This window comes from Ruegeria sp. H4, assembly GCF_056533065.1.
The window spans coordinates 2,326,736-2,340,741 of sequence record NZ_JBQFOC010000001.1 but is presented as its reverse complement, the minus strand read 5'-3'; the positions used below and the strand labels follow the sequence as shown (position 1 = coordinate 2,340,741).

14 protein-coding genes and 1 pseudogene are annotated in these 14,006 nt (G+C 54.8%); 10 read left to right on the top strand and 5 right to left on the bottom strand.

Annotated elements, in window-relative coordinates:
• The 4 genes and pseudogenes from ACR0KG_RS11380 to pedF all read right to left on the bottom strand — a co-directional run.
• Positions 1–106, bottom strand: a pseudogene (locus ACR0KG_RS11380) ((2Fe-2S)-binding protein); the annotation flags it as partial.
• Positions 107–130: 24 nt separating this feature from the next.
• Positions 131–670: an SRPBCC family protein gene (locus ACR0KG_RS11375; protein ID WP_480827312.1), complete on the bottom strand. Its 540-nt coding sequence runs from the start codon at positions 668–670 to the stop codon at positions 131–133.
• A 70-nt stretch (positions 671–740) separates the two neighbouring features.
• Positions 741–1,637 (bottom strand): substrate-binding periplasmic protein, encoded by an 897-nt coding sequence (locus ACR0KG_RS11370; RefSeq protein WP_480827311.1) that lies wholly within the window; start codon positions 1,635–1,637, stop codon positions 741–743.
• Between the two features lie 18 nt (positions 1,638–1,655).
• On the bottom strand, positions 1,656–2,336 hold the full coding sequence (pedF, locus tag ACR0KG_RS11365) for a cytochrome c-550 PedF (RefSeq protein ID WP_480827310.1): 681 nt from the start codon (positions 2,334–2,336) through the stop codon (positions 1,656–1,658).
• 158 nt (positions 2,337–2,494) lie between these two features.
• Between pedF and ACR0KG_RS11360 the strand changes: the two genes are divergently transcribed.
• The 6 genes from ACR0KG_RS11360 (at position 2,495) to ACR0KG_RS11335 (ending at position 7,221) form a co-directional block, all read left to right on the top strand.
• Positions 2,495–3,661 (top strand): ABC transporter substrate-binding protein, encoded by a 1,167-nt coding sequence (locus ACR0KG_RS11360; RefSeq protein ID WP_480827309.1) that lies wholly within the window; start codon positions 2,495–2,497, stop codon positions 3,659–3,661.
• Between the two features lie 5 nt (positions 3,662–3,666).
• Positions 3,667–4,629: a YVTN family beta-propeller repeat protein gene (locus tag ACR0KG_RS11355; protein ID WP_480549878.1), complete on the top strand. Its 963-nt coding sequence runs from the start codon at positions 3,667–3,669 to the stop codon at positions 4,627–4,629.
• 20 nt (positions 4,630–4,649) lie between these two features.
• Complete coding sequence (locus ACR0KG_RS11350; RefSeq protein WP_480549876.1) at positions 4,650–5,102, top strand: cupredoxin domain-containing protein; 453 nt, start codon at positions 4,650–4,652, stop codon at positions 5,100–5,102.
• Positions 5,099–5,818, top strand: a complete 720-nt coding sequence (locus tag ACR0KG_RS11345; RefSeq protein ID WP_480827308.1) for an ABC transporter ATP-binding protein — start codon at positions 5,099–5,101, stop codon at positions 5,816–5,818. Before ACR0KG_RS11350 ends, ACR0KG_RS11345 begins: the two co-directional genes overlap by 4 nt.
• Complete coding sequence (locus tag ACR0KG_RS11340; RefSeq protein WP_480827307.1) at positions 5,815–6,606, top strand: ABC transporter permease; 792 nt, start codon at positions 5,815–5,817, stop codon at positions 6,604–6,606. The genes ACR0KG_RS11345 and ACR0KG_RS11340 overlap by 4 nt, the downstream gene beginning before the upstream one ends.
• Before the next feature lie 75 nt (positions 6,607–6,681).
• Entirely contained in the window at positions 6,682–7,221 is a 540-nt protein-coding gene (locus tag ACR0KG_RS11335; RefSeq protein WP_480549870.1) for an SEL1-like repeat protein, read from the top strand.
• Positions 7,222–7,224: 3 nt separating this feature from the next.
• Here the strand turns inward: ACR0KG_RS11335 and ACR0KG_RS11330 are convergent, their stop codons facing one another.
• A complete protein-coding gene (locus ACR0KG_RS11330; RefSeq protein ID WP_480549868.1) occupies positions 7,225–7,779 on the bottom strand; it encodes a hypothetical protein in 555 nt (184 codons plus the stop codon).
• 173 nt (positions 7,780–7,952) lie between these two features.
• On the opposite strand from ACR0KG_RS11330, the gene ACR0KG_RS11325 reads away from it, so the two are divergent.
• The 4 genes from ACR0KG_RS11325 to ACR0KG_RS11310 all read left to right on the top strand — a co-directional run bounded on the left by ACR0KG_RS11325 (position 7,953) and on the right by ACR0KG_RS11310 (position 13,985).
• The gene (locus tag ACR0KG_RS11325) at positions 7,953–9,719 is read left to right on the top strand and encodes a PQQ-dependent methanol/ethanol family dehydrogenase (protein ID WP_480544508.1); all 1,767 of its coding nucleotides are present in this window, start codon (positions 7,953–7,955) and stop codon (positions 9,717–9,719) included.
• A 145-nt stretch (positions 9,720–9,864) separates the two neighbouring features.
• Positions 9,865–10,542, top strand: coding sequence for a response regulator (locus tag ACR0KG_RS11320; protein ID WP_480827306.1), 678 nt, complete (start codon positions 9,865–9,867; stop codon positions 10,540–10,542).
• A gap of 53 nt (positions 10,543–10,595) precedes the next feature.
• A complete protein-coding gene (locus tag ACR0KG_RS11315) occupies positions 10,596–11,765 on the top strand; it encodes an FIST N-terminal domain-containing protein (protein ID WP_480549865.1) in 1,170 nt (389 codons plus the stop codon).
• Between the two features lie 3 nt (positions 11,766–11,768).
• Entirely contained in the window at positions 11,769–13,985 is a 2,217-nt protein-coding gene (locus tag ACR0KG_RS11310) for a hybrid sensor histidine kinase/response regulator (RefSeq protein WP_480827305.1), read from the top strand.
• Positions 13,986–14,006 lie beyond the last annotated feature (21 nt).

Here is a 14,006-nt window from a genome sequence, read left to right as displayed (position 1 = left end):
TCCCAGTCAAACTCAAATGATCCCGCAAAAAACCAGACAATAACGTCCGACCCTCTACATCGCCACTCACAGCCTTACCGTTCACAGTCATTGAAATCTCGGCCATAACATCCTCCCTAAAACTCTCTGCTCAAACGCCCAGAACGCGTTTGAGCCAGCCTTTCTTTTCTTCTGTCTCTTGAACTGGCTCAATCGGCTCTGCCGTGGCCTCATCTTTCGCAGCAACCGGTTCGACTTCGACCGCGCCCTGGAAATTCTCGAAGAACTGGTCGGCCATCTTCTTGGCCACACCGTCGATGATCCGGCCACCCAGTTGCGCCAGCTTGCCACCCACCCGGGCATCAACACTATAGGCCAACAACGTCCCTTCCGGTGTGTCGGACAGGGTGACATCGGCAGAACCCTTGGCGAACCCCGCCGCACCGCCCTTGCCTTCACCTGTTAGTTTGACGCTTTGCTGATCGACCATGTCAGACAATGTGACCGAGCCTTTGAACGTGGCTTTGACAGGACCGACCTTCTGCACAACTGTGGCCTCAAATCCGTCTGCGGCCGTGCCCGACATTTCTTTGCAGCCCGGTACACAGTCTCTCAATACTTCTGCAGATAACAACGCATCCCAGACCTTGGACCTTGGTGCCGCTATGACGCGGCTATCCTGTAGCTCCATGTCATTCCCTCCAAATTTCTTGCTACGCTACGCGGTGAATACCGTGCTGCCTATTCGACCTTGGGAGTAGTCAGCGAAGTTTCGGAGGGGTGTGGGTCAGGCCGTAGGTTTCAAAGATCTTTTGAATCCGCCCATCTTGCAAAGCAGCATATATGGCGTCATCGACCGCGTAGCTGAGACCCCGATAGGCAAAATGAACGGCGACGCCGCTGGTCCAGGTGCTGACGGCAAAACCCGGCAGCGGCGGAGTATGAATGTCCAGATCCTGAGTGAGACCGGCCTCCAACTGCGCGCGGGGGGCCATGGCTGCCATCGTTTCCCCTTCGGCCAGCGCGGTCATCGCCTGTTCGGCGGACGGGAACCTGTGTAAATTTTGCGAAAGCTGGCCGCCCGGAAAGGAAGACAGGTAGAAATCTGCGATCGAGTCGTTTTCCACGGCCACCGTATCGAACCGGAAATAAGCTGGGACCGGGGGGTCTTCGGGGTAGGCGTCGCGGCGATAAGCGATGGCGATCTCTTCATCGTGATATTGTCCGGTAAAGACAACCTGCTCGACGCGGCAGGCGAATTCACTGTCATAGGGAATATGCAGCATCACATTTGCCACGCGACCATTGATCAGCGGGCCTTTCCAGATCCAGTTGCGCAAATCTGCTTCTAGGTTCTCTCCTGCGGCGACCAGTTTGAACCTAGGTTCGACCCCCAGATCCTCGGCGATCAGCTTGCCGATTTCGATATCTACGCCCTGTATCTTGCCATCTTTTTCGAACGACCAGGGTGGGAAGTCCTCGTAGGCGGCAAAGTCGATATAGCCGCGCTCGACAATGGTATCGAGATCGGCGCCGACAATATCCCGACTGGCATTTTGAGGTTTAGGTTGAGGCACATGATCTTCGCATCTAGCCAGAGCCGACCCGGACGTAAGGGCGGCAACCAACAAGGAGAGTAAAAAGAGCGATCTGATCATGCGCCTCAGTCTGCCGCGCTATTGCGCTGCAGACAATCCGATAGTTAGTTGTTCGGCGGCTTCTGCGAAATCCGGGCTATCACCCGATATCAAGACAGCCGCGCGCAGGGCGACACTGTCTGCGACCGGCGCGCCCGATCCTGTCTCGATCGAGCTGGCAATCTCGTCTAGCTCTGCCTGCAAAGCGCTTGCATCCCCATCGCCACCATCTGCCATTCCCGCGAGTGTATCTCTGATCTCTTTCAGTCTCTCGGAATGATCATCCAGGGCACCGTCATCGGGACGGGTTTCGATATAGGTCCTGATCGCCCAGGCCGCTTTTTGACCCAGCAGGTCTCCGAAAGCGGGCATTTTGGTGATCCCATTCTGAGTATAGCCTTCGCGGAAGCGCTCGATATACCATTCATCGCCGTACTCTTCGGCTTCCAGGTAACGTAGGTCTGGGGCCAACCCGCCCGAGACACCGCCCAGCCCGTGGCACCGGGCGCAGTTCTGGTTGTAGCCCGAGTCTCCGATTTCGATGGCCGCTTGCCAAACCTCTTCCCCCTGACTGCGATAGGGGTTTTCGATCAGCCACTCTTCGCTCACGTCGGGCAGAACATCCGTGTTCACCGGTTGCGGTGCGACGTCGCCATGGGCCAGCGCTATGCCCCCGGCGGTAACGGCGCCCAGCACTGCACTATAAAAACCAAGACGCATCTTCTCCTCCTTATGATGCTTTCCTCGGTCATAGCCCAAGCATAATCACCGCGAAATTCGACCTTGGTTGCACATCCGCCTCGATTTTCGACTAAGGTCTAATAGGTGTTCGCAAGCGCCACCTGCTTTAGTCTGAGCCAGAGGGAGGAGGCCAATACATGTTCAGGATTTTCCGTGTTTTTGCGGTGTTAACCCTGCTACCCGGTATGGCCATGGCCGAACTGGAGATCTCAGTTACGTATCTGCAGCTTCAGACAGCCAGACCGCCGGTTCTGTCCAATCTGGACCCGGTGCCAGAGGATCTGGGTATTGCCGGGGCCGAGCTGGGGCTTGCAGACAATCTGACAACGGCGAAGTTTTTGGGGCATAAGTATTCCCTGACGATCCAATCGGTGCCTGAGGATGGCGATTGGTTGGCCGCCGCGCGGCAGGCGCTGGTCGAAACGCCCTACCTTATACTAGATGCGCCTGCACAGGCGCAGCTTGATGTGGCGGATTTACCCGAGGCGGCAGGGGCTGTTCTGTTTAATGCCTCTGCTTCTGGAATTTCAATCCGGGATGAAGCTTGTCGGGCGAATTTGCTGCATACGTTGCCGTCAAACGTCATGAGAACGGATGCGCTTGCGCAATTTCTGGTCAAGCGCCGGTGGCAGAGGTTGGTTTTGGTGTCGGGGGATCATCCAGGCGATCAGGCATTTGCAAACTCGATCAAACGTTCGCTTGAGAAATTCCGACTGGAACTGAAAGCAGAGAAGACCTGGGCTTTTGATGCTGACCTTCGCCGCAACGCCGCGCAGGAAGTGCCGCTATTCACGCAGGACTTCGGCGACTATGATGTTTTGCTGGTCGCGGATGAGTTGGACGATTTTGGACGCTATATCCCGTTCAACACATGGGAAGCACGGCCCGTGGCCGGATCCGAAGGCTTGCAGCCCGTCACCTGGTCTCGGGTGGTTGAGCAATGGGGTGCGGTGCAGATGCAGAACCGCTTCTTTGAACAGTCCGGTCGGGCAATGATGCCGAAAGACTACGCCGCATGGGCTGCGTACCGGTCCTTGGGCGAAGCCGTCACGCGCACCAATTCTGCGGATCCGGCAACACTGCGGGCGTATATCCTATCGGACGATTTCGAACTGGCAGGTTTCAAAGGGCGCGCAATGAATTTTCGCCATTGGAATGGTCAGTTGCGCCAACCGATCCCTCTGGTGACGGATCGGGCGGTAGTGGCGATGGCCCCGCTTGAAGGATTTTTGCACCAACGTACCGAGTTGGACACGTTGGGAATCGATCAAGCCGAAAGCCAATGCCAGGCATTCAAGGAGTGACACGGATGAGACTAGCAGCACTTTTGGCAGCAACCGCGCTTTGCGCTCCGGCGGCTGCGGATGAGATTTGGATAAGCAACGAGAAAGACGACACGCTGAGTGTAATCGATATTGAAACACTTGAGGTGATCAGAACCATCGAGACGGGAGAGCGCCCGCGGGGCATTACGTTCTCAAAGGATTACTCGGTCCTCTATATCTGCGCATCCGACAGCGATGCCGTGCAGGTTATGGACCCTGAGACCGGCGAAATCTTGCATGATTTACCATCGGGTGAAGACCCGGAACAATTCGTGCTGCATCCCAATGATCGGCATTTGTACATTGCTAACGAAGATGACGCGATAACAACTGTTGTTGACACCGAGTCGCGCGAAGTGATCGCCCAGATTGATGTTGGGATTGAGCCAGAGGGTATGGCCGTCTCACCGGATGGGAAGATTGCCATTACCACGTCCGAGACGACGAATATGGCACATTGGATCGACACGGAAACGCGTGAGTTGTTTGCCAACACGTTGGTCGATTCGCGCCCGCGCCACGCGGAATTCCTGAAGGATGGCGCCGAGCTGTGGGTGAGTTCCGAGATCGGAGGCACGATCACAGTGTTTGATGTCGCCTCGCAGACGGAAAAAGCCAAGATCGAGTTTGAGGTTGAAGGTGTACACCCTGACAGGGTGCAACCCGTCGGATTCGAGCTGTCGAACGATGATGAGATCGCCTTTGTCGCCCTTGGGCCGTCGAACCACGTGGCGGCGGTGAATGCCGAAACCTACGAAGTGGAAGACTACATTCTGGTCGGGCGCAGGGTTTGGCATATGGATTTCAACGCGGACAAATCGCTGTTGTTCACCACCAACGGCGTGTCAGGCGACGTGACTGTGATCGACGTTGCCAAACGCGAACCGATCAAGACGATCAAGGTCGGCCGGTTCCCGTGGGGCGCGGCTTTCCGCCCAACCAATTGAGCAAAACAGGGAGATGTAAGATGGTTCGACTAACAACGCTGGTCGCGATGTTGGCTTTGGCTGTGCCGACGGCGGCTTTGGCGGATGATGACGACGATGATGATGGGTTTGGCCTCGCGGGTTTGCTGTCAGCCAAAAATAAAGAGGACCTGCCGCCAATCACCTTGTCTGCTGGCGTCCCATTGTCTGAAGCGCCTTGGGAGTTGAAATCTGGCACCTATTATGAGTTCGAAATTCAAGGCGATGGCAGTCAGGAACTTGCCATTGTCGGGCCAGAGTTTTTTCGCGCAATCTGGGTGGATGAGATTGTGGTCGAAGGGCTGGAAATCCGACCACTTGGTGTCGATTCAATCGAGTTCGATGAGGCGGGCGAGATGGAAATAGGCTTTGTCGCCATCAAACCAGGCAGTTACTATCTGAAGGTGCCGGGTAGCACTGGCGAAACACAAAGGCTGGAGATTACCATTAAGTGACAGGGCTTTCAGTCCGGAATGTCAGCTATGACTATGGCGAAAAGCGTGCCCTTGACGACGTGAGTTTTCACGTTCCACAGGGCGCGTTTTGCGCGCTTTTGGGGCCTAATGGCGCAGGTAAATCCACACTTTTTTCCCTGCTGACCCGTTTGTTTACCACTGCAAAAGGCGTCATTGAGATTGCCGGGTTCGATATGTCCCGACGGCCTCGCGAAGCCCTTGCGCAGATCGGTGTGGTGTTTCAACAGCCTACCTTGGATCTGGATCTGACCGTCCATAGAAACCTCAGTTACTTTGCTGCGCTTCATGGGCTTTCAGGCCACAAGGCTCAGGCGCGGATCATTGATGCTCTGGAACGGCTGGATATGCGCGAACGTATGGATGAACGGGCGCGCGACCTGAACGGTGGGCATCGCCGACGCTTGGAAATTGCCCGGTGCCTGATACATGAGCCCTCGGTCCTGTTACTGGACGAGCCAACCGTGGGTCTGGATGCGGCGGCACGCAGTTCGATTACGTCGCAGGTTCATGAGCTGTCGGCGCGTAGTGGTCTGACCGTGCTCTGGGCCACCCATTTAACCGATGAGATCGAACCCGATGATCAGATCGCGGTGCTTCACCGGGGGCAGTTGTTGCATCAGGGGATCTGTCGGGATGTGACAGGGGCAAAGCCATTGCAACAGGTGTTTCTGTCCATGACTGGATCAACCGAATGAAAGGCGCCTTTGTTGCTTTGCACGCGATATTGATCCGCGAGGCGTTGCGTTTCGTGAGGCAACGCAGTCGGTTCATTGCAGCTTTGGTCCGCCCATTGGTCTGGCTGATCGTATTCGCAGCCGGGTTCCGCGCGGCTTTGGGTTTGTCGATCACGCCGCCTTATCAGACATATATTACTTATGAGATCTACATCGTACCAGGCCTGTGCGGGATGATCATGTTGTTCAACGGGATGCAAAGCTCACTCAGCCTTGTCTACGATCGTGAGATGGGTTCGATGCGGTTGCTATTGACCAGCCCCTTGCCTCGGTGGTGGCTATTATTCTGCCGTTTGCTGGCCAGCACATCAATTTCCATTCTGCAGGTTTACACCTTTCTCGCTGTTGCAGCGATATATGGAATCGACATGCCGATTATCGGGTATTTCTATGTGTTGCCTGCGCTTATCATCGCCGGGCTTATGCTGGGTGCGTTGGGGATGGCATTATCTTCGACCATCCGGCAGCTTGAGAATTTTGCGGGAGTGATGAATTTTGTCATCTTCCCGATGTTCTTCCTGTCTTCGGCTCTGTATCCATTGTGGAAGATGGCGGAAAGTTCGCGTCTGCTGAGAGATATCTGTTCCCTCAATCCGTTTACTCATGCGGTAGAGCTAATTCGTTTCGCGCTTTACGGGCAGCTCAATCTTGCCGCTTTGGGTTGGACGATCCTCGCTGGCATTGTCTTTTTGGGCTTCGCACTTTGGGGTTACGACCCGGCACGTGGAATGAAACGACCGGGGCGATAACCCATATACGACCATAGCAGGGATGAAATACACCACCCAATGCGATAGTCTTATCTTCAATCGGAGGGTTTGATCATGATCCGCATTGCTTACTGCCTGCTGTTTTTCGGCACGTCTGTCACGGCGCAGACCGTCGAGGATGAATTTGGGACACTTAATCCCCAAGACACCGGCTTTGGCCGTGTTATGAGTAATATTGAAAACGGTGTGACAGACATGACCACCTGCGCCACCGGCTATTACATCACCAAGTCTGGTCGGCATGAAATGGCCCGCACACTTTTTAGAAGCTGTGCCGAAGCGGGATATACAGGCGCGATGACTTGGATGAGCCAATTGGACAACAACGGTCTTGGTGCGGAATACGACCCGGACGCGGCCGCCGCGTGGGATAAGCGCGCCGCAGATCTTGGAGATCCGGTTGGCAAGTTCAACTACGGGCTCAATCTACTGCGCGGGCACGGTGTGCCACAGGATGAACGGTTGGGCCGTGACTATGTAGATAGCGCAGCGCAGGACGGGCTTAAAATTGCAAAGCGTCTTCAGGAGTCGGGCTATGATCCAAACGAGGTCACGCCTGATGCGGATGAATGGAAGTATGCACCGCTGTTCTAAACGTCATTCGATTATTAGCTGGGGCAGCCAATGACTATCCGCATCGGATACGTGAATATCCTGTTCTGAAACAGGTCTTAGATTTCCGTCTTCGGGTGGCGCTGACAGCAGGCCCATATCCATTTCATGCAGGGTGCCGACAAGGTGGTCGCCGTCAATGCGCAGTTGGTAGTAGACACCGTTCCACATATCGATCCCGTACTCGGTGGCCCCCTTGTGGATGAACAGAAGATCGTATTCCAGATCTGTCAGATCGTTTTGCGACACCTGACGTCGCAAGGTGTAGGGGTAGGGGACGTGACACCAGTGCTTTTCTGGCCCCTCCAGACATCGAAACGGGCGCATCGATAAGAAGTGCTCGGCAAAAGGGCCGGAACTCAAATCGATCGTGTATGAAACAGCCCCTTCAGACTCCATGAAATTTAGGCGACCGATCAGTATCTTATGATCTGAGCTGTCCAGCGCGTAGATTTGTTTTTGTCCGTCCAACGGCGCGGCGGACGCACTTGTTTCAAATCCCAAAACGCTGATCAGTATGAACGGAATGAACCTCGACACTGTAGCCTCCTGACAAAAAAGTTGCGTCAATCTAGTTGAAATCCGGCGGTTGCCCCCTACGACCATTGTGCAATTTCGCTCATGGTCCGGTCCGCGAATAATACACTCGCCAACAATTCCGACGCGTCGGAGATTCGGCGTGGAGGAAAGACACAAGTCTAGGGAGGATACCGATGAGCCGGTTTATCATGGCGGCGGTTGCAAGCGTCATCGCGACGAGCGCAGCCTATGCAGAAGTTACCGAAGACGATCTGGCCAATGACCAAACGATTACCAATCAAATCGTTACGAATGGCATGGGACGTCACCTACAGCGCTACAGCCCGCTGGACATGCTGAACAAGGACAACGTCAAGAACCTGCTTCCGGCTTGGGCCTTCAGTCTTGGCGGAGAAAAGCAGCGCGGTCAGGAAACCCAGCCGCTGATCTATGACGGGATGATGTACATCACCGGGTCCTATTCACGCCTCTATGCGATTGATCTGGAGACCGGCAAAGAGGTCTGGCAATACGATGCGCGCCTGCCCGAAGGCATTCTGCCCTGCTGTGACGTGGTCAACCGGGGTGCTGCCATCTATGGCGACAAGGTCATTTTCGGCACGCTGGACGCACGGATCGTAGCGCTGAACAAGGACACGGGCGACGTGGTCTGGCGCGACAAGATTGCCGACTATAAGGCAGGCTATTCTTATACCGCTGCTCCGCTGATCGTTGATGGTCTGGTCATCACCGGCAACTCGGGCGGTGAGTTCGGCATCGTTGGTGCGGTCCAGGCGCGGGACGTCAATACTGGCGATCTGGTCTGGGAACGCCCGGTGATCGAAGGCCACATGGGCACGCTGAATGGCGAAGAAAGCACCATGACGGGTGAGCTGAACGCAACCTGGCCTGGTGACATGTGGAAAACCGGGGGCGGCGCGACATGGCTTGGCGGGTCTTATGACGCCGACACCGATACGCTGGTCTTTGGTGCCGGTAACCCGGCCCCCTGGAACAGCTGGTTGCGCGATGCGGGTACCCCGACTGAAGGCAACAAGGGCGACAACCTCTATGCCGCCAGCCGCATCGGGATCGACCCGAAAACCGGCGAGATCAAGTGGCATTTCCAGACTACCCCGCGTGAAGGCTGGGACTATGACGGTGTGAACGAAGTAGTTGCCTATACCGATCGCGAGGGAAACAAGCGGTTCGCAACCGCCGACCGGAACGGGTACTTCTATGTTTTGAACCGTGAAGATGGCGCCTTTGTCTCGGCTACACCTTTCGTCAAGGACATCTCATGGGCCGACGGTATTGATGAAACGGGTCGACCAATCTTTGTCGAAAACAACCGCCCTGGTGATCCGGCCGCGGCCGCTGATGGCAAAAAGGGTGAGGTGATCTTTGCCTCGCCGTCCTTCCTGGGCGGCAAGAACTGGATGCCGATGGCCTTCTCGCAGAACACCGGCAATTTCTATGTGCCTTCGAACGAATGGGGCATGGATATCTGGAATGAGCCGATCACCTACAAGAAGGGTGCCGCCTATCTGGGTGCGGGCTTTACCATCAAGCCGAACTACGAAGATCACATCGGCTCGCTCAAGGCCATCGACCCCGATACCGGTGAGTGGAAGTGGGAATACAAGAACGACGCTCCGCTGTGGTCGGGCGTGATGACCACGGCTGGTGGGCTTGTCTTCTTCGGCACCCCCGAGGGCGAATTCATCGCGCTGGATGACGAGACCGGCGAGAAACTGTGGTCGTTCCAGACCGGTTCCGGCATCGTCGGTCAGCCTGTGACCTGGGAACAGGATGGCGAGCAGTATGTCTCGATCATCTCCGGCTGGGGCGGTGCGGTTCCGCTTTGGGGCGGTGAAGTAGCCAAGAAGGTCAACTACCTGAACCAGGGCGGTACCTTGTGGACGTTCCGTCTGCCGAAGGAACTTGCCTCAGCAAACTGAACTGCTGGCCAAGTGGAAGAAAAACGCGCGTCAGGTTTGGCGCGCGTTTTTTAACGCATGTACGACTTTCCGACAGTAGGCGGGGTCCGGTCGACTTGCTAGGATTGGTCAGGTTGGGGCAATTTGATTGCAGAGGCCAGAATACATGCTTGCTGAAGCGACTAGAGAAAACGATTTTGAGAAGGTTCTAATCGTAGACGACCATCCGCTGTTTTGCGACGCGTTGTCCATGACGTTGCAAAGTGTTGCGCGGATTGGCGAAATCCACACAGCAGATCGGCTTGAAGACGCAATCGAGCTGATCGCGAAAGGGTTTAGGCCTGACGCGGTGATGCTGGATCTGAACTTGCCGGATGTAGATGGGCTTGAAGGGCTGATACGCCTCAAATCTGTCGCGAATGCCCCGGTTATCGTGGTGTCTTCGCTCTCAGAGAATCGGGTTGTCAGTCAGGTCATAAATGCCGGAGCGTCGGGCTACGTTCCCAAGCACAGTCAGCGAGAAATCTTTCGCGCCGCAATTGAAACCGTCCAAACCGGAGGCGTCTTCGTTCCCGATGGATGTGTGCTGATTAACGCGGATGAAGATAGCGAACACAGCGCTGCAGTAAGCAAGTTGATGACCTTAACGAACCAGCAGTCTCGGATACTGCAGTTGATCTGCGAAGGCAAACTGAACAAGCAGATCGCATACGATCTTTCGATTGCTGAAACGACTGTAAAGGCACATGTTACTGCAATAATGCGCAAACTTGGCGTCCAAAGCCGGACCCAGGCCGTGCTGATCGCCAACAAGGCCTCGTTTGCCAGCGTCTTGCAAGAATAGGGTCTAACAGCATACTTTCATAGAAAGTCGCGCCTTTTAGGGAGGATGGCTCGATGAACCAAGCTGTCGGGTGGGCAACGGCCCAGACCCGTTCGCCAGGTATTGTGAGAACAGAATTCGTCCACTGCGACACAGATGATGCAGCGTCTGTGTTGGCGGGCGCGTTTGATGGTGACCCTTTTGCGCTGGTTATCCTTTTTGTAAGCGCCAACGCCGATGCTGGTGCAGTGATCTCGGATGCGCGCGCCGTGTTTGCGCCGGCACCTGTCGTTGGCTGCACCACAGCAGGTGAGCTTGCCGACTGTGGATATAGTGAAGATCTGATTGTCGCGATTGGATTTCCGCAAAGTCATTTCGAAGCCCGTACAGTGTTGGTGCCCGATCTTGATGATTTTTCGTCCAAAGACATCATCAATGAGATGATCGACAACCGAAATCAGATGATGACTGCTGCACCGGATTGGCGACATGAGTTCACGTTTTTGATGATAGATGGTTTGTCCACCAAAGAAGATGCGCTGACTTCAGAGCTTGCCGTTGGCTTAGGCCCTGTGCCGCTGTTTGGTGGGTCCGCCGGAGACGGAACGCGTTTTGATAGCACCTTTGTGCTGTCGGATGGGCAGGCCTTGCAAAATGCGGCCGTCCTTTGCCAACTGCGCACGCGGTGTCCGATCAAGGTGTTCAAAACCGATCACTTTATCCCCAGCGCCCAACGCATGGTTGTGACAAAGGCCGACCCCGTCAAACGCATCGTTCAGGAAATCAACGCCGAGCCCGCTGCGCGCGAATATGCCCGCATCCTTGGTAAAGACCCTGAACAACTGACAACCTTCACCTTTGCGGCCCATCCTGTAGTGGTACAGATAGGCGGGCAGCATCACGTAAGATCCATTCAAAGGGTCGATGAAAACGGTGATTTGGTGTTTTTTTCCGCGATTGACGAAGGTTTGGTTCTGACCTTGGCGGAACCCAGAGATATGGTGGAACATCTCAAGGAAGAGATTGGGCTGTTAACGCGGGATCAGGTGCCAGATACCATTTTGGGTTGTGATTGTATTTTGCGCCGTCTGGAGGCTCAGGAGAAGCAAAAGACAGGGGCGATCTCTCGAGTTTTACGCGAGAACCACGTTGTTGGGTTCTCAACATATGGCGAACAATACAACTCGATCCATGTAAATCAGACACTGACCGGAGTTGCGATTTATCCCCCGGACAAAGGATAAGCGATGATTGAGGCCCTCATCAATCCAGCTGACACGCTCACGCGTCAAAACGAAAAACTCTTGAAGATCGTGGCCGCGTTGATGAAGCGGGTGGAAGAGTCCACGGACGAATCCGGAGCAGCATATGCACAGTTTCAAAGGGCCGCGATGCTGGAGCAGGAGGTGCGCGCCCGCACAGACGACTTGGAACGGGCGCTAGAGCTGCTGAACGATTCGAATGCCCGCCTGGCCACCGCAAATCAAGAAACCGAGGCTGCACGGGCAAACCTAGCCAATGCGATTGAAACCGTGCAAGAAGGATTTGCTCTGTTCAACATCGAAGAAGAGCTGGTTTTGTGCAACAGCCGTTTCGGACTTCATATGCCGGACATCCAGGATCAGTTGCTTCCTGGATTGCGTTTCACTGAATATGTCGATTTGGTCAGCAGATCGAAATACCTGTCTCTTCCGGAAACGGTCACGACTGAAGAATGGGCACAGCGCAGGTTGGCGCGCCATGCGGATGATCACGTTGTATTCAACGTCCGGCTTAGCGGAAATCGCTGGTCACAGGTTTCAGAACACCGCACACCGGATGGTGGGACTGTTGTTCTGCAAACCGATGTCACAGATATCATGCGGATTGAGCGCAAAGAGCGGGACCGCATTTTGGATGACAAAGCGCGCCTGATCCGTGCCACTTTGGAACATATCGATCAGGGTGTCTGTATATTCGATAACAAACTGCGACTGGTTGGCTGGAATAATCGCGCCAGCGAGTTGTTGGCCATTCCTATATTTCAGTTTCAGATGGGTGCAAGGTTCAAATCCCTTTTCGACCGTCTGAGCACGACAATCAGCCTGGAAGGTGGTGTGGCAGACACCGACTTGCTGGCCTGGGTCAATCGTCCGACCAACCGGCCTCCGCTAAAGTTTCAGATGCAAAGCGGCGGGTCAAAAATCCTTTCCGTGTTTGCCCAGGAAATGCCGGACCGGGGCTTTGTGATTTCGTTTACGGATGTAACCGCCGAACGACAGTCCGCGCAGGCTTTGTACGAGGCTAAGGAGCTGTTGGAGCAGCGCGTTGCCTCACGAACGATGGAACTTGCGGATGCGTTGAACGATGCAGAGCGTGCAAATGCATCGAAATCCCGGTTTGTTGCTGCGGCAAGCCACGATCTGCTGCAACCTTTGTCGGCTGCAAAGCTATATGTCGCTGCATTGGGCGGTGGATTGGAACCGTCCGAGGCTGGTATCGTCGCGTCTAAGGCCGAAAGCGCGCTAAACAGCGTCGAGCATATTCTCGAAGCCTTGCTCGATATTTCCAAGCTGGATTCTGGTCGCGCATCGGTACACATGTCGACTGTTTCAATCAAAGAGCTTTTCTCGCAGATGGAAGACGCATTCGGGCCGGTGGCCCAAGCCAAAGGGCTGGATCTACGTTTCGTCGCGACCGATGCGTTGGTCAGAAGCGACGCCACCTATTTGCGTCGAATTCTGCAGAATTTGTTGTCAAATGCGATCCGTTACACTGAAACCGGCAAAGTACTTGTAGGTGTACGGCGGCAGAGGAATAGTTTTTCGATCGAAGTTTGGGATACCGGTATCGGGATCGCGACCGATCAGCAAAATATTGTTTTTCAGGAGTTTCGGCGCTTGAACTCCGACGCGAGTGCGGCCGAAGGAATGGGCTTGGGGCTTGCCATTGTAGAACGCGCCTGCGGATTGCTTAAACATCCTATTCAGCTTCGCTCTGAGCTTGACCGTGGAACTGGTTTTTCAATTGGCGTACCGTCGGCCAAGGTCATAACTCAACAACAACCAGATCCGGCGGATGTCGGCGCACCAGAATCCAATATACTGGCCTCGAAAATCGCATTGCTGATCGAAAACGACGAGAGTCTGCGTGGAGCCCTCAGCATGACCATGGAAGCATGGGGTCTACACGTTCTGGAATGCGATAGCGAAAGTCAAGCTTTCCACCTGTTGCAAGAGATTGATATTTTGCCTGATGTGATCGTTGCGGATTTTCAATTGAGTGACGGAAAGACAGGAACCGATGCGGTCGTCGCGTTGACCGGAAGGTTCGGTAACTTACCCGCCTGCATTGTTTCAGCCAATCGTTCAGCGGAGCTGACAGAGCTATGTAAATCGGCAAACCTGCCACTGCTTCACAAACCAATCGATGCGCAGCTGTTCAGGACGACGCTAGAGACCATCATGGGCTCATCGCGATCTTGAGAGAGATGAGCCCTGTTTCCC